The organism is Cupriavidus lacunae, from assembly GCF_003353055.1.
Lineage (GTDB): Bacteria > Pseudomonadota > Gammaproteobacteria > Burkholderiales > Burkholderiaceae > Cupriavidus > Cupriavidus lacunae.
In genome coordinates this window covers 255,840-270,652 of record NZ_QKWJ01000003.1, presented here as the reverse complement: position 1 = coordinate 270,652, position 14,813 = coordinate 255,840, and the positions used below count along the sequence as shown (strand labels likewise).

The 14,813-nt window shown below is 67.2% G+C and carries 14 protein-coding genes and 1 pseudogene; 12 read left to right on the top strand and 3 right to left on the bottom strand.

Going from position 1 to position 14,813, the window contains the following annotated elements; all coding sequences use genetic code 11:
* Positions 1-5: 5 nt before the first annotated feature.
* Positions 6-1,536: pseudogene (locus tag DN412_RS04760) on the bottom strand (YifB family Mg chelatase-like AAA ATPase).
* A gap of 75 nt (positions 1,537-1,611) precedes the next feature.
* Positions 1,612-1,890: an accessory factor UbiK family protein gene (locus tag DN412_RS04755; protein WP_018313129.1), complete on the bottom strand. Its 279-nt coding sequence runs from the start codon at positions 1,888-1,890 to the stop codon at positions 1,612-1,614.
* 386 nt (positions 1,891-2,276) lie between these two features.
* Between DN412_RS04755 and DN412_RS04750 the strand changes: the two genes are divergently transcribed.
* The 12 genes from DN412_RS04750 to mnmH all read left to right on the top strand — a co-directional run bounded on the left by DN412_RS04750 (position 2,277) and on the right by mnmH (position 13,927).
* On the top strand, positions 2,277-3,080 hold the full coding sequence (locus DN412_RS04750; RefSeq protein WP_115013435.1) for a TorF family putative porin: 804 nt from the start codon (positions 2,277-2,279) through the stop codon (positions 3,078-3,080).
* A gap of 51 nt (positions 3,081-3,131) precedes the next feature.
* Complete coding sequence (locus DN412_RS04745; RefSeq protein WP_010814843.1) at positions 3,132-3,470, top strand: P-II family nitrogen regulator; 339 nt, start codon at positions 3,132-3,134, stop codon at positions 3,468-3,470.
* Positions 3,471-3,502: 32 nt separating this feature from the next.
* Entirely contained in the window at positions 3,503-5,041 is a 1,539-nt protein-coding gene (locus tag DN412_RS04740) for an ammonium transporter (protein ID WP_115013434.1), read from the top strand.
* 560 nt (positions 5,042-5,601) lie between these two features.
* On the top strand, positions 5,602-6,897 hold the full coding sequence (gene gshA / locus DN412_RS04735) for a glutamate--cysteine ligase (protein ID WP_115013470.1): 1,296 nt from the start codon (positions 5,602-5,604) through the stop codon (positions 6,895-6,897).
* Between the two features lie 5 nt (positions 6,898-6,902).
* Positions 6,903-7,880 carry a glutathione synthase gene (gshB, locus tag DN412_RS04730; RefSeq protein WP_115013433.1) on the top strand — a complete coding sequence of 326 codons (978 nt, stop codon included), beginning with the start codon at positions 6,903-6,905 and terminating at the stop codon, positions 7,878-7,880.
* A 76-nt stretch (positions 7,881-7,956) separates the two neighbouring features.
* Positions 7,957-8,412, top strand: coding sequence for a PTS sugar transporter subunit IIA (locus DN412_RS04725; RefSeq protein ID WP_115013432.1), 456 nt, complete (start codon positions 7,957-7,959; stop codon positions 8,410-8,412).
* On the top strand, positions 8,381-8,650 hold the full coding sequence (locus tag DN412_RS04720) for an HPr family phosphocarrier protein (protein ID WP_115013431.1): 270 nt from the start codon (positions 8,381-8,383) through the stop codon (positions 8,648-8,650). Before DN412_RS04725 ends, DN412_RS04720 begins: the two co-directional genes overlap by 32 nt.
* Positions 8,651-8,699: 49 nt before the next feature.
* Positions 8,700-10,472 carry a phosphoenolpyruvate--protein phosphotransferase gene (gene ptsP, locus DN412_RS04715; RefSeq protein WP_078195141.1) on the top strand — a complete coding sequence of 591 codons (1,773 nt, stop codon included), beginning with the start codon at positions 8,700-8,702 and terminating at the stop codon, positions 10,470-10,472.
* A gap of 214 nt (positions 10,473-10,686) precedes the next feature.
* Complete coding sequence (locus tag DN412_RS04710; RefSeq protein ID WP_208647564.1) at positions 10,687-10,992, top strand: (2Fe-2S)-binding protein; 306 nt, start codon at positions 10,687-10,689, stop codon at positions 10,990-10,992.
* Between the two features lie 126 nt (positions 10,993-11,118).
* On the top strand, positions 11,119-11,598 hold the full coding sequence (gene bfr, locus DN412_RS04705) for a bacterioferritin (RefSeq protein ID WP_078195143.1): 480 nt from the start codon (positions 11,119-11,121) through the stop codon (positions 11,596-11,598).
* Between the two features lie 185 nt (positions 11,599-11,783).
* Positions 11,784-12,827: a selenide, water dikinase SelD gene (selD, locus tag DN412_RS04700; protein ID WP_115013429.1), complete on the top strand. Its 1,044-nt coding sequence runs from the start codon at positions 11,784-11,786 to the stop codon at positions 12,825-12,827.
* Positions 12,827-13,927 (top strand): tRNA 2-selenouridine(34) synthase MnmH, encoded by a 1,101-nt coding sequence (mnmH, locus tag DN412_RS04695; protein WP_115013428.1) that lies wholly within the window; start codon positions 12,827-12,829, stop codon positions 13,925-13,927. Before selD ends, mnmH begins: the two co-directional genes overlap by 1 nt.
* Here mnmH and DN412_RS04690 read toward each other — a convergent pair.
* Positions 13,924-14,709, bottom strand: coding sequence for a HesA/MoeB/ThiF family protein (locus DN412_RS04690; RefSeq protein ID WP_115013427.1), 786 nt, complete (start codon positions 14,707-14,709; stop codon positions 13,924-13,926). The two genes, mnmH and DN412_RS04690, sit on opposite strands and share 4 nt — an antisense overlap.
* Between the last annotated feature and the right edge of the window lie 104 nt (positions 14,710-14,813).

Below are 14,813 nucleotides of genomic sequence, written 5' to 3'. Positions count from 1 at the left end.
CGCCTTCACCCGCCCGCCATCCGCAACGCCCGCCGGTACTGGATCGCCTCGCCCACATGCGCGGCGGTCAAGACCTCCGCGCCGTCCAGGTCCGCAATGGTGCGGGCCACCTTCAACACACGGAAGTAAGAGCGCGCCGACCACGCCAGCCGCGTCATCGCGCCGCGCAGCAAGGCCTGCGCCTGCGGTTCCATCGCGCAGTGCTGTTCGATCTCGTGTCCGCCCAGTTCATTGTTGGGCTTGCCCTGGCGCGCCAGCTGGCGCTCGCGCGCGGCCAGCACGCGAACGCGCACCGCGGCGCTGGGTTCGCCGGGCGGGCCGTCGAGCATCTCGCCCTGGTCCTGTGCGGGCACTTCCACCTGCAGGTCGATGCGGTCGAGCATGGGGCCGGAGATGCGGGACTGGTAGCGCCGCACCTGGTCGGGCGTGCAGCGGCAGGGGCGGTCGGGATGGCCGAGGTAGCCGCACGGGCAGGGGTTCATCGCGGCGACGAACTGGAAGCAGGCGGGGAAGTCGGCGTGGCCGGCGGCGCGGGCGATGGTGATGCGGCCGGATTCCAGCGGCTCGCGCAGGACTTCCAGCACCCTGCGGTCGAAAAACATGAGCTCGTCGAGGAACAGCACGCCGTGGTGCGCCAGCGAGATCTCGCCGGGGCGCGGGTTGCCGCCGCCGCCGCCCATGGCCGGGCCCGAGGCGGTGTGGTGCGGCGCGCGGCAGGGGCGCTGGCCCCATAGCGCGGGGCGGAAGCCGCCCGGTGTCAGGCTCATGACCGCGGCGCACTCGAGGGCTTCCTGCAGCGACATCGGCGGCAGCAGCCCGGGCAGGCGCTGGGCCAGCATCGACTTGCCGGTGCCGGGCGGGCCTACCAGCAGCGCCGAGTGCTGACCGGCGGCGGCCACTTCCATGGCCCGGCGCGCCTGGGCCTGGCCGCGCACGTCGCGCATGTCGGGGCCGCGGTCCGTACTGGCGGGCAGCAGGACCGGCATGGCGCGGGGCAGCCGCGCGTCGGGCAGGGGGCAGAGGTGGTCGCAGGCCTGGCGCAGGGCGGCGGCGGCGTGCACGGTCAGGTCTTCGATCAGCGCGGCTTCAGTGCCGTTGCCCTCGGCCACCAGGAAGGCGCGTGGCGCCTCGCCGGCGGCGTTGTCGCGCGCCAGTCCCATGGCCATGGCCAGCGCGCCGCGCACGGGGCGAAGTTCGCCGGACAGGGACAACTCGGCGGCGAACTCGTGCGCATCCAGCGCCTCGGACGGGATCTGGCCGCTTGCGGCCAGGATGCCCAGCGCGATGGCCAGGTCAGCGGCCGGATTCCTTGGGCAGGTCGGCCGGGGCCAGGTTGACAGTGATGCGGCGGTTGGGGAACTCGTAGCCGCTGTTGAGGATGGCGGCGCGCACGCGCTCGCGGCTTTCGCGCACGCCGGTGTCGGCCAGGCCGACGATGGTAAATGCCGGCAGGCCGTTGGCAAGGTGGGTCTCGACCCGCACCGGCGGGGCGGCGATGCCGGTCAGTGCCCGGCTGCGAAGGACGGCAAGGCTCATGTCATAGAACTGTTAACGAAAAAGGCCGCCAGGACTGGCGGCCTTCAGACAGGCTGGGGTGCCGGACCGGCGTGCTCACGCGCCCCCGGTCGAGTCCACCGAACCGGCGCCGGGCGGGATGCCGGCGCGGCGCTCAAGCTCCGCCACGCGGCCCTCCAGTTCCTCCAGGCGGGCGCGGGTGCGGGCCAGCACCTGCGACTGGACGTCGAATTCCTCGCGCGTGACCAGGTCGAGCCTGGCAAAGCCCTGGGTCATCATGCTGCGCACGTTTTTTTCGATGTCCCTTGCCGGCGAATTGCGCAGCGCCTCGCTGACCTTGTTCTGCAGGTCGTTGAAGAGATCGGTCGGTTTCATGGTTTCTCCTTTGCGCACCTAACTGGTGCCAATCCGGGTGGGCATCTGGCGTATAGCACGCTTTCGCACAGGAATTGGGCGCCCTGAATGCGGGCGAACCCCGTGTGCGTTGGCGGTACGCAACCACCGTCAGGACTCGATTATCGCCCCAGAGCCACGTGGGCGAAAGCTCCGGCGCCCCCGCGTTCACACCTTTTAACCTGATTTGGCTGCGCTGCAGCACGGATTCAAGTCTGGCTTTGGTCACGGCCGGGCCATGGCCCTCCGCACGGATCACTGTTTTCCGAGGGGTTGGCACGGCAGTTGCAGTAGTGATGCCGAACTGCCTCAAAGAATCACCGAAATCCAACAAACGAAATCCGAGCCAAGAAAAGGAGAAGGAATCCATGAAGAAGTTGGCCCTAGCAGTCAGCGCCGTTGTCCTGACCAGCGCCGCCGCCGGCGCCCTGGCGCAGAGCACGGACGCGGCGGCGCCCGCTGCCGCGCCTGCCGCAGCGCCAGCCGCCGAGCCGGCATCGCCGCATACGTTCACGGCCAACGTGTCGGTGGTCTCGGACTACCGCTATCGCGGTCTCAGCCAGGGGAACCGCCGTCCTGCCATTCAGGGCGGCTTCGACTACGCGCACGAAAGCGGCTTCTACGTCGGCAACTGGAACTCCAGCATCAGCTGGATCTCGGATGCCGACAAGTCGGTGTCGGCGCCGATCGAAATGGATTTCTACGGCGGCTACAAGAACACCTTCAAGGTGAACGAGCTTGAGTTCAACTACGACGTCGGCGCGCTGCAGTACTTCTATCCGGGCGGCTACACCAGCACGCGTCCCTACACCACCGAACTGTATGCCGGCATCGGCTACGGCCCGGTGTTCCTGAAGTACTCGCAGGCGTTGACCAACCTGTTCGGCATCCCGGAGAGCAAGTACAGCAACTACGTCGACCTGAGCGTCAACTGGCCGCTGAACATCTGGGACCTGACCCTGAACGCGCATGTCGGCTACCAGACCGTGCAGCACGTCAGCGGCGCCTCCTACCTGGACTGGAAGCTCGGCCTGACCAAGGACCTGGGCAAGGGCTTCTCGCTGGCACTGGCCTATATCGGCACCAACGCCAAGGACTCGTTCTATACGAACAGCTACAACCACAATGTCGGCAACAACACGGCGTGGGCTTCCCTCACCAAGACTTTCTAACTGGGCGTTAGCGAGGGCGGGCCGCAGTGGGCCTGCCCACAGGAGAATCCGATGAAACTGATCATCGCAGTCATCAAACCGTTCAAGCTCGACGAGGTGCGTGAAGCGCTTTCCGACGTTGGTGTCTCGGGCATCACCGTGACCGAAGTCAAGGGCTTCGGTCGCCAGAAGGGCCACACCGAGCTGTACCGCGGCGCCGAATACATCGTCGACTTCCTGCCCAAGGTGAAGATCGAGGTGGCGGTGCCCGACGATGTGGTCGAGCGCGCCATCGAGGCGGTCGAGAAATCGGCCCGTACCGGCAAGATCGGCGACGGCAAGATCTTCGTGGCACCGATCGAGCAGGTCATCCGCATCCGCACCGGCGAGACCGGCGGCGATGCCCTGTGACCCAAGACAGCATAGAGACAGAGGTTAATCACATGAAAACCTGGATCAAGCGATTCCTGACCGCCGGCGCGATGGCGCTGGCCATCGGCACGGCCGGCGTGGGCCTGTCCACCCCGGCCGCAGCGCAGGACAAGCCCGCGGCAGAGGCCTCGGCTCCGGCCGCTGCCGCCGCCCCTGCAGCAGCCCCGGCGGCGGCCCCGGCTGCGGCCGCCGCCGCAGCTCCCGCCGCCGCGCCGGCAGCCGCCGCTCCGGCGGCGCCGGTTCCCAACAAGGGCGACACCGCCTGGCTGCTGGTCTCGACGGCCCTCGTCATCCTCATGACGCTGCCGGGCCTGGCGCTGTTCTACGGCGGCCTGGTGCGTTCGAAGAACATGCTGTCGGTGCTGATGCAGTGCCTGGTGATCTTCTCGCTGGTGATGCTGCTATGGGCAATCTACGGCTACAGCTTTGCCTTCACCGAGGGCAATGCCTTTTTCGGCGGCATGGACCGGCTCTTCATGAAGGGGCTGAACGCCGACGCGGTGGCAGCCACCTTCAGCAAGGGCGTCGTGGTGCCTGAGCTGGCGTACTTCGCCTTCCAGGGCGCCTTCGCGGCGATCACCTGCGGCCTGATCATCGGTGCCTTTGCCGAGCGCGCCAAGTTCTCGGCGGTGCTGGTCTTCGTCGTGCTGTGGTTCACCTTTGCCTACCTCCCGATTGCCCACATGGTCTGGTTCTGGCCCGGTCCGGATTCCTACACCGATGCTGCCGCCGGCGCTGCCGCGACGGCCAAGGGCGGCTGGCTGTTCCAGAAGGGCGCGCTCGATTTCGCCGGTGGCACCGTGGTGCACATCAACGCCGCGGTGGCTGGCCTGGTGGGTGCCTTCATGTTCGGCAAGCGCATCGGCTTCGGCCGAGAGGCGATCCGTCCGCACAGCCTGACCTTCACCATGGTTGGCGCCTCGCTGCTGTGGTTCGGCTGGTTCGGCTTCAACGCCGGTTCGGCGCTGGAAGCCAACGGTTCGGCTTCGCTGGCCTTCGTCAACACGCTGCTGGCCACGAGCGCCGCGGTGCTGGCCTGGACCTTCGGCGAGTGGATCGGCAAGGGCAAGCCGTCGATGCTGGGCGGTGCCTCGGGTGCGGTGGCCGGCCTGGTGGCGATCACCCCGGCGGCAGGCTTCGTCGGCCCGATGGGCTCGATCGTGATCGGCCTGGTCGCCGGCCTGCTGTGCCTGTGGGGCGTGACTGGCCTGAAGCGCCTGCTGGGCATGGACGACTCGCTGGACGTGTTCGGCGTGCACGGCGTGGGCGGTATCCTGGGTGCGCTGCTGACCGGCGTCTTTGCTTCGCCGAGCCTGGGCGGCACCGGCATCTATGATTATGTGACCAACAAGGTGGCGGACGACTATTCGATCGCCGGCCAGCTCTGGATCCAGTTCCAAGGCGTGCTGACCACCATCGTGTGGTCGTCCGTGGTCGCCTTCGTGGCCTACAAGCTGGTGGACATGCTGATCGGCCTGCGGGTACCGGAAGACGAAGAGCGCGAGGGCCTGGATATCACCTCGCACGGCGAGACCGCCTATGAAGTCTGACCGCCAAGGTGTTGTGCTGGAGAGCTGATTGGGAATCTTCTCTCAGGAGTTTTGCCCGGCCACGTGCCGGGCTTTTTTCTTTCCGGCGTTGCGGGCGATGGTAGACATTTGGTAGCTGGCGCGGGGCTGGCAACGCCTACGCCGAACGCTTCGGCAGGACTTCAGTGGCGCCTGGCAAAACCCGCCAGCGCAGTCCCGGCAAGGGCTGGCTGGCGATCCCCCCGCCCCGCGCGCGGTTTCTTCGCAAAGTGCTTAACTCCGATCTTAAAAAGCTTCAATTGTCTTTAATGTGCGGGGCACATACATTGCCCTTGAGGCAGTTTCCTCCACCTGCAGAACGCTCCCCGTATCTGTCAGGCCATTTCAAAGCGCGGCATCGTCGCGCTTTCTTTTTTGCCTGCTGCCCGGCCTTCGGCCCGGCTCTTTATTTCGCGCCGGCCGTCCCCATATCGTTATCCCTTATGCCAGGCACTGCATATCCTTATAAAGGGTGTGCCAGCGCCTGGTTGGCCGTTCCTCTACAATCGGGGCGAACGATTAAGACGATCTATAGGATGGATATGGTCCCGCATCTCATCACCGCGCTGAACGGTCCGCTGCTCGAACTGGAAAAGAAGATCCTGGACGCCACCCCGTCCATCGAGCGCTGGTTCAGGCTGGAATGGCAGGAGCATACGCCTCCGTTCTATTGCTCGGTGGACCTGCGCAACGCCGGCTTCAAGCTGGCGCCGGTCGATACCAACCTGTTCCCGGGCGGCTTTAACAACCTGGCCCCGGAAATGCTGCCGCTGGCGGTGCAGGCGGCGATGGCGGCGATCGAGAAGATCTGCCCCGACGCCAAGAACCTGCTGCTGATCCCCGAGCGTCACACGCGCAACATGTTCTACCTGCAGAACGTGGCGCGGCTGTCGCTGATCATGCGCCAGGCGGGCCTGAACGTGCGCCTGGGCTCGCTCTCGGAGGAAATCACCGAACCGACCCCGATCGAGTTGCCCGACGGCCAGACCCTGGTGGTCGAGCCGCTGGCGCGCCTGGGCACCAAGAGCCGCCGGCTGGGCCTGAAGGACTTCGATCCCTGTTCGATCCTGCTCAACAACGACCTGTCGGCCGGCATTCCGCCGATCCTGGAAAACATCAACGAGCAGTACCTGCTGCCGCCGCTGCACGCAGGCTGGTCCACGCGCCGCAAGAGCAGCCACTTTGCCGCCTATGACGAGGTGGCCAAGAAGTTCGCCAAGCTGATCGACATCGACCCGTGGATGGTCAACCCGTACTTCGCCCGCTGCACCGGCGTGAACTTCCACGAGCGCGTGGGCGAGGAAGAGCTGGCCGATGCGGTCGAGGGCGTGCTCAAGAAGGTGGCCAAGAAGTACCGCGAGTACGGCATCAAGGAAACCCCGTATGTGGTGGTCAAGGCCGATGCCGGCACCTACGGCATGGGCATCATGACCGTGCGCGATCCGTCCGAGATCAAGGGCCTGAACCGGAAGGAGCGCAACAAGATGAGCGTCGTCAAGGAAGGCCTGGAGGTCAGCGACGTCATCATCCAGGAAGGCGTGCATACCTTCGAAAAGGTCAACGAGGCGGTGGCCGAGCCGGTGGTGTACATGATCGACCGCTACGTGGTCGGCGGCTTCTACCGCGTGCACACCGGCCGCGGCAACGACGAGAACCTGAATGCGCCGGGCATGCACTTCGTGCCGCTGGCGTTCGCGCCCAACGGCATTCCGGACAGCCATGCCAAGCCTGGCGCGGCGGTGCCGAACCGCTTCTACATGTATGGCGTGGTGGCCCGGCTGGCCTTGCTGGCGGCGTCGCTGGAACTCGAGAAGACCGACCCGAACCCGATTATCTGAGCCCCATGCGCATCCTCTTTATCACCGATCCGCTGGAGACCTTCAAGACCTACAAGGACTCCACCTACGCCATGATGACCGAGGCCGCCGCGCGCGGCCATGAGTTGTACTGGTGCCTGCAGCCGCAGCTGGCCCTGTCCGGGCGCACGGTCGAGACCCTGGCCACGCGTCTGCATCTCACCGGCGAGACGGGCAAGAGCGGCGAAGGCGACCACGCCGCCTGGTACCGCGAGGGCAACAGCGCGCTGGAGCCGCTGTCGGCCTTCGACGCCGTGCTGATGCGCAAGGACCCGCCCTTCGACATGGAGTACGTCACCAGCACCTGGCTGCTGGAGCTGGCCGAGTCACAGGGCGCGCGCGTGTTCAACAAGCCGCGTGCGATCCGCGACCATTCCGAGAAGCTGGCCATTGCGCAGTATCCGGAATACATCACGCCGACGCTGGTCACGCGCGACCTGGCGCGCATCCGCGACTTCCACGCCGAGCATCGCGACATTATCGTCAAGCCGCTGGACGGCATGGGCGGCATGGGCGTGTTCCGCGTCGGCGCGGACGGCATGAACCTGGCCGCGATCGTCGAGACGCTGGGCCAGGACGGCGCCCGCACGCTGATGGTGCAGCGCTATATCCCGGCGATCAAGGACGGCGACAAGCGCATCCTGCTGATCGGCGGCGTACCGGTGCCGTATTCGCTGGCGCGCGTGCCGATGGCCGGCGAAGTGCGCGGCAACCTGGCCGCCGGCGGCACCGGCCGCGCGCAGGAACTGAGCGCGCGCGACCGCGAGATCGCCGAGGCGCTGGCGCCGGGTTTGTGGGAGCAGGGCCTGCTGCTGGTGGGCCTGGACGTCATCGGCGACTACCTGACCGAGGTCAATGTGACGAGTCCGACCTGTTTCCAGGAGATCACCCAACAGACCGGCTTCCATGTCGCGGCGATGTTCATCGACGCGCTGGAGCACGCCGTGAACGCGGCCGGGCGCTGAGCCTGACTGCTCTGGCCGGCAGCTGGGGCGCGGGGGGCGCCTGCTACAATCGGGGCAATCCAACGGATTCACCATCATGGCAGGCATTCTGATCATCGCGCACACCCCGCTGGCTTCGGCCTTGCGCGATTGCGCCGCCCACGTCTACTGCGGCCAGCCGCAGCGGCTGGAAGCCATCGACGTCCTTCCCGACGCGGACCCCGCCGTCGTGCTGGCCGAGGCCAGGCGGCGCCTGGCGGCCATCTGCGAAGACAACGGCGCGCTGGTCCTCACCGACATTTTCGGCGCCACCCCCGCCAATATCGCCGCGCGCCTGGCCGAGCCGGGCCGCGTGCGCGTACTGGCCGGCGTCAACCTTCCCATGCTTGTACGCGCCATCTGCTACCGGGCCGAAAAGCTGGACCAGCTTGCCACCAAGGCACTGGCCGGCGGCGCGCAGGGCGTGCTGCAGGTCGGCACCACCACCGTCCAGAACCAAACCGCCAATCATCCCGACAAATATGCTGCAGAGGGACACCACCATCATCAATAAACTCGGACTGCATGCACGCGCGTCCGCCAAGTTGACCCAGCTCGCCGGCAGCTTTGTCAGCCAGGTCAAGATGTCCCGCAACGGACGCCAGGTCGATGCCAAGAGCATCATGGGCGTGATGATGCTGGCCGCCGGGATCGGCTCGACGGTAACGCTGGAGACCGATGGGCCAGACGAGCAGGAAGCGATGGAGGCGCTGATGGCGCTGATCGCCAATCGCTTTGGTGAGGGAGAGTGAGGCCGGCGGCCTCGACCCGAATTTATAAACGTTCCTGACGGAGCGGTACATGCCTTTCGCCCTGCACGGCATCCCGGTCTCGCGCGGCGTCGCCATCGGGCGCGCGCACCTGCTTGCGCCCGCGGCGCTGGACGTGTCGCACTACCTCGTCGATGAAGACCAGCTCGACGCCGAGGTCGAACGGCTGCGCGCCGCGCGCGCCGCGGTGCGCGCGGAACTGGCCGCGCTCAAGCGCGACCTGCCGCGCGATGCGCCCGAAGAGCTGGGCGCCTTCCTGGACGTGCACGCGATGATCCTCGACGACGAGGCGCTCGCGCGCGAGCCCGAGGCCCTGATCCGGGGCCGGCGCTACAACGCCGAGTGGGCGCTCACCACGCGCCTCGAAGAGCTGATGCGCCAGTTCGACGAGATCGAGGACGAATACCTGCGCGAGCGCAAGGCCGATATCCGGCAGGTGGTGGAGCGCATCCTGAAGACACTGGCCGGCGCCCCGGTTCTGGTGCCCGCGCCGGTGCCGGCGCTGGCCGCCGACGGCGAGGCCGCGCCCGGGGTGATCGTGGTGGCCCACGACATCGCCCCCGCCGACATGCTGCAGTTCCGCCACACCGTCTTCCACGGCTTCGTCACCGACATGGGCGGGCGCACCTCGCATACCGCCATCGTCGCGCGCAGCCTGGACATCCCGGCCGCGGTCGGGGTCCAGAGCGCGAGCGAGCTGATCCGGCAGGACGACTGGATCATCATCGACGGCGATGCCGGGCTGGTGATCGTCGACCCGAGCGCCATCATCCTCGAGGAATACCGCCACCGGCAGAGCGAGCGCGTGCTTGAGAAGAAGCGCCTGCAGCGGTTGCGGCATACCCCGGCGGTGACGCTGGACGGGATCGAGATCGAGCTGCTGGCCAATATCGAGATGTCCGAGGACGCCGGCGCGGCGCTGACCGCCGGCGCGGTCGGCGTGGGCCTGTTCCGCTCGGAGTTCCTGTTCATGAACCGGCGCGACGAGCTGCCGGGCGAGGACGAGCAGTTCCTGGCCTACCGCGGTGCGGTCGACGCGATGCACGGGCTGCCGGTGACCATCCGCACCATCGATATCGGCGCCGACAAGCCGCTCGACGCGCGCGGCGACGGCCGCGGCGATGACTTCGAGACCGCGCTGAACCCGGCGCTGGGCCTGCGCGCGATCCGCTGGTCGCTGTCCGAGCCGGGCATGTTCCTGACCCAGCTGCGGGCGCTGCTGCGCGCCTCGGCCTTCGGCCCGGTGCGGCTGCTGGTGCCGATGCTGGCGCATGCCAGCGAGATCGACCAGACCCTGGCACTGATCGCCAAGGCCAAGCGCCAGCTCGACGAGCGCGGCGAGCCGTACGACCCGGGCATGAAGGTCGGCGCCATGATCGAGATCCCGGCCGCAGTGCTGCTGCTGCCGCTGTTCCTGCGCAAGATGGACTTCCTGTCCATCGGCACCAATGACCTGATCCAGTACACGCTGGCCATCGACCGCGCCGACAACGCGGTGGCGCACCTGTTCGACCCGCTGCACCCGGCGGTGCTGCAGCTGGTGGCGCGCACCATCCGCGAGGCCAATCGCGCCGGCGTGCCGGTGGCGGTATGCGGCGAGATGGCGGGCGATCCGTCGATGACCCGGCTGCTGCTGGGCATGGGGCTGCGCGAGTTCTCGATGCACCCGGCGCAGCTGCTGCGGGTCAAGCAGGAGATCCTGCACGCGCACTGCGAGCGGCTGGAGCCGCTGGTCGACCAAGTCCTGCAGGCCTACGATCCCGAGGAGCAGGCCGCAGCCTTGCGGCAGATCGCACGACCCTGAGGGCATCAGGGTTTTCTGAGTCAGGCAGGCGGCTGGCGCACCACTTTCCAGGGTCGAAAAGTGCTGCACCAGCCGCCTTCTTTTTGTGACCTGTGGCGTTCACCCGACCTTCTTCCATGTGGCTTAATGGGAATTGTTATCATTATTGATCTCTGATATTCTGACGTTCATTCGCAGTGGCATGCCGGTGCCACGCGCCCCAACGGAGCGACTTGTGTACGTCTGTATCTGCAACCAGATCACCGATCGTGAGATTCACGGTGCCGCGCACCTGGGCGTCGAGACGCTCGACGAACTGGCTGAAACGCTTGGCGTCGGCACGTGCTGTGGCCGCTGCCGCGACTGCGCGCAGCAGGTGTTGCAGGAAGGCGTGGCAGCGGTGCGCAACGTCACCGTGGCGACCCTCGCCAACATCCAGGTTGTGGAGATTTCTTCCTGTTCCGCATCGGGCCCATGTACCATAATGGACACTCGGGACCCGGCAGTCGCGAACGACCGGCGCAAGGCGCTGGTGGCCTGAACGCGCCCATGAACTGAAGATCCGGTTCACGGCGCGCTTTCGCGCTTTTCACTTTTTCCCTGACTGCACGGCGCCTTTGGCGCCGTTTCGTGTTTTTGCGCGGGCCCGATGCAACAGGAGCCGCCAATGAAAGGTGACAAGAAGGTCATCCAGCATCTGAACGCCCAGCTCAAGAACGAGCTGACCGCGATCAACCAGTATTTCCTGCACGCCCGCATGTATCGCCACTGGGGCCTGAAGAAGCTCGGCGACGTGGAGTACAAGGAATCGATCGGCGAGATGAAGCACGCCGACCGCCTGATCGAGCGCATCCTGATGCTGGACGGCCTGCCCAACCTGCAGGACCTGCACAAGCTGCTGCTCGGCGAAGACACGCCCGAGATGCTCAAGTGCGATCTGAAGCTGGAACAGACCGCGCACACGACCGTCAAGGAAGGCATTGCCTACTGCGAATCGGTCGGCGACTACGTCAGCCGCGAAATTCTGGTCGATATCCTCACCGATACCGAGGAACATATCGAATACCTGGAAACGCAGCTGGACCTGATCGATAAGGTCGGGCTGCAGAACTACCTGCAGTCGCAGATGGAGCCGGGCGAGCAGTAAGCCGCCGTCTCCGGCGTGGCCGCTCTTTACGGGCGGCCCGCCCCAGCGCGCGGCGCTATCCTGCGCTGCCACAACGTTTGTCGATTTGCAGTAACCCTTCTCATTCCAATTCCTGTCTTCATCCAGGCGTCGCTGACGGGGCAAAGGCTCCTGACCCGCCAGCGCGCCGCGCGGAGCCCCACGACATGACCGGTCCCATCCGCCTGACGCAGTACAGCCACGGTGCTGGCTGCGGCTGCAAGATTTCCCCGAAAGTGCTCGACGTGATCCTGGCCGGCAGCGGCGCACAGCATCTGGACCCGCGCCTGTGGGTCGGCAATGCCTCGCGCGACGATGCCGCGGTGTATGCGCTGGACGGTGCGGACGGCGAGCGCGGGGTAGTGTCCACCACCGACTTCTTCATGCCCATCGTCGACGATCCGTTCGACTTCGGGCGCATCGCCGCCACCAATGCCATCAGCGACATCTATGCGATGGGCGGCGATCCGCTGATGGCCATCGCCATCCTGGGCTGGCCGGTCAACGTGCTGCCGCCCGAGGTGGCGCGCGAGGTGGTGGCCGGCGGGCGCCGCGCCTGCGACGATGCCGGCATTCCGCTGGCGGGCGGGCATTCGATCGACGCGCCCGAGCCGATCTTCGGCCTGGCGGTGACCGGCCTGGTCGAGCGCGCGCACATGAAGCGCAATGACACCGCCACGCCCGGCTGCCAGCTGTACCTGACCAAGCCGCTGGGCATCGGCGTGCTGACCACGGCGGAAAAGAAGGGACTGCTGCGCGCCGATAACCGCCACCTGGCGCGCGACTGGATGTGTGTGCTGAACCGCCCCGGCAGCGCCTTCGGGCGGCTGCCCGGCGTGCGCGCGATGACCGATGTCACCGGCTTCGGCCTGCTTGGCCACCTGGTGGAGATGGCCGACGGCAGTGGCCTGACCGCGCGCCTCGACTATGCGGCGGTGCCGGTGCTGGACGATGTGGTCGACTATATCGGCCAGGGCTGCGTGCCGGGCGGCACCCAGCGCAACTTCGACAGCTACGGGCACCGCATCGCGCCGCTCACCGACGGGCAGCGCGCCCTGCTGTGCGACCCGCAGACCAGCGGTGGCCTGCTGGTGGCGGTCGAGCCAGCCGGCGAAGCCGCGTTCCTGGCTGAATGCCAGCGGCTCGGGCTGGCGCTGGTCCCTATCGGCGAGATGGTGGCGCGCGCGGCGCTGGCGGTAGAAATCCAGTGATGCGCCCTGACACCGCCGACTTTCGCACCGTGTTCCTCAGCGGCGTGGCCATGCTGGACGTGCGCGCGCCGCTGGAATTCGCGCGCGGGGCGTTCCCCGGCGCAGTCAACCTGCCGCTGATGGATGATGTCGAGCGCCACGAGGTGGGCCTGTGCTACGCGCAGAAGGGCCAGCAGGCGGCGATTGAACTGGGCCACCAGCTGGTATCGGGGCTGCGCAAGGCGGCGCGGATCGCCGCCTGGGCTGAGTTTGCGCGCGCGCATCCGGACGGCTACCTGTATTGCTTCCGCGGCGGGCTGCGCTCGCAGCTGGTGCAGCAGTGGCTGCATGCGGCCGGTGTCGACTACCCGCGCGTGACCGGCGGCTACAAGGCCATGCGCGGTTTCCTGATCGAGACCATCGATACGGCGGCGGCACAGCAGCAGTGGTTCGTGCTCGGCGGCCTGACCGGCACCGGCAAGACCGATGTGCTGGCCGACGTGCCCGCCGCGATCGACCTGGAAGGCCATGCGCGGCACCGCGGCTCGGCCTTCGGCCGGCGCGCGCAGGCGCAGCCGCCGCAGATCGGCTTCGAGAACGCGCTGGCCATCGATATGCTGCGGCATATTGACGCAGGCTGGCGTGCGCTGGTGGTGGAGGATGAGGGCCGCTTCATTGGCAGCCGCGATGTGCCGCAGGCGCTGACGCAGCGCATGCAGGCCAGCCCGCTGGTATGGCTGGAAGCGTCGTTCGAGCAACGCGTAGAGCGCGTGCTGCGCGACTACGTGCAGGGGTTGGCGGCGGAGTTCATTGCCGAGAAGGGCAGTGCGGAAGGCTTCGAAGCCTATGCCACGCGCCTGCGCGAGGCGATGGCAGGTATCTCGCCGCGCCTGGGCGGCGCCCGCTACGGCAAGCTGTCAGCGCTGCTGGACCAGGCGCTGGCGCAGCAGGCGGAACAGGGCGAGGTGGAACTGCATCGAGGCTGGATCGAGGTGCTGCTGCGCGAGTACTACGATCCGATGTACGCCTTCCAGCGCGAGCAGCGCGAGGCGCGCATCGTCTTCCGCGGCGACCGTGCCGCCGTCACCGACTGGCTGCGGGCGCACTCGGCGCAGGGCTAGTGGCTGCCGCAGACCGGGCAATCCGGTGTGCGCGCCAGCCGCATCGTGGTCCATTCCATCGACAGCGCATTGACCATCAGCAGCCGGCCCGCCAGGCTGTCGCCGACGCCGGCGAGCAGCTTGAGCGCCTCGGCCGCCTGCACCGTGCCGACCATGCCGACCAGCGGCGCGAACACGCCCATGGTGGCGCAGGCCACTTCGGGCGCGGGTTCGGCCGGCGGAAACAGGCAGGCGTAGCAGGGCGCGTCCGGCTGGCGCCGGTCGAACACGCTGATCTGGCCATCGAAGCGCAGCGCCGCACCCGAGACCAGAGGCACCTTGTGGCGCACGCAGGCGCGGTTGACCGCCTGGCGCGTGGCGAAGTTGTCGCAGCAATCTAGCACCACGTCGGCCGTGGCGACGAGGTGGTCAAGCTCCGCATCGCCCACGCGCGCGGGCACCGTGACGATCTCCAGCCCCGGGTTGATGCGCAGCATGCCTTCGCGCGCCGAATCCACCTTGGGCCGGCCCACATTGGCGGTGGTGTGGATGATCTGGCGCTGCAGGTTGGTCAGGTCGACCTCATCGTTATCGACCACGGTGATGCGGCCCACGCCGGCCGAGGCCAGGAAGGGCAGGGCGGCCGCGCCCAGGCCGCCGGCGCCGATCACCAGCGCATGGCCCGCGAGCAGGCGCCGCTGGCCCTCGATGCCGAGCTCGTCGAGCAGGATGTGGCGCGAGTAGCGCAGCAGTTGTTCGTCGTTGAGGCCGTCATTCAGGCCGTCGTTCTGGTCGTCGTTCATGATGGCTGGCGCAGGGCTGGTGCGGCGCTTCGTGTTCCGGTGAGGGCGGCAGGGCCGGGCAGGTCACGCCTGGCATTGTGCTCCAACTTGCTTTCCCATGCCGC

What these genes read in the sequence shown, in the direction of transcription:
- DN412_RS04755 (WP_018313129.1), bottom strand. Translation starts at nt 1,890, where the DNA reads ATGAAACCGACCGATCTCTTCAACGACCTGCAGAACAAGGTCAGCGAG.
- DN412_RS04750 (WP_115013435.1), top strand. Translation starts at nt 2,277, where the DNA reads ATGAAGAAGTTGGCCCTAGCAGTCAGCGCCGTTGTCCTGACCAGCGCC.
- DN412_RS04745 (WP_010814843.1), top strand. Translation starts at nt 3,132, where the DNA reads ATGAAACTGATCATCGCAGTCATCAAACCGTTCAAGCTCGACGAGGTG.
- DN412_RS04740 (WP_115013434.1), top strand. Translation starts at nt 3,503, where the DNA reads ATGAAAACCTGGATCAAGCGATTCCTGACCGCCGGCGCGATGGCGCTG.
- gshA (WP_115013470.1), top strand. Translation starts at nt 5,602, where the DNA reads ATGGTCCCGCATCTCATCACCGCGCTGAACGGTCCGCTGCTCGAACTG.
- gshB (WP_115013433.1), top strand. Translation starts at nt 6,903, where the DNA reads ATGCGCATCCTCTTTATCACCGATCCGCTGGAGACCTTCAAGACCTAC.
- DN412_RS04725 (WP_115013432.1), top strand. Translation starts at nt 7,957, where the DNA reads ATGGCAGGCATTCTGATCATCGCGCACACCCCGCTGGCTTCGGCCTTG.
- DN412_RS04720 (WP_115013431.1), top strand. Translation starts at nt 8,381, where the DNA reads ATGCTGCAGAGGGACACCACCATCATCAATAAACTCGGACTGCATGCA.
- ptsP (WP_078195141.1), top strand. Translation starts at nt 8,700, where the DNA reads ATGCCTTTCGCCCTGCACGGCATCCCGGTCTCGCGCGGCGTCGCCATC.
- bfr (WP_078195143.1), top strand. Translation starts at nt 11,119, where the DNA reads ATGAAAGGTGACAAGAAGGTCATCCAGCATCTGAACGCCCAGCTCAAG.
- selD (WP_115013429.1), top strand. Translation starts at nt 11,784, where the DNA reads ATGACCGGTCCCATCCGCCTGACGCAGTACAGCCACGGTGCTGGCTGC.
- mnmH (WP_115013428.1), top strand. Translation starts at nt 12,827, where the DNA reads ATGCGCCCTGACACCGCCGACTTTCGCACCGTGTTCCTCAGCGGCGTG.
- DN412_RS04690 (WP_115013427.1), bottom strand. Translation starts at nt 14,709, where the DNA reads ATGAACGACGACCAGAACGACGGCCTGAATGACGGCCTCAACGACGAA.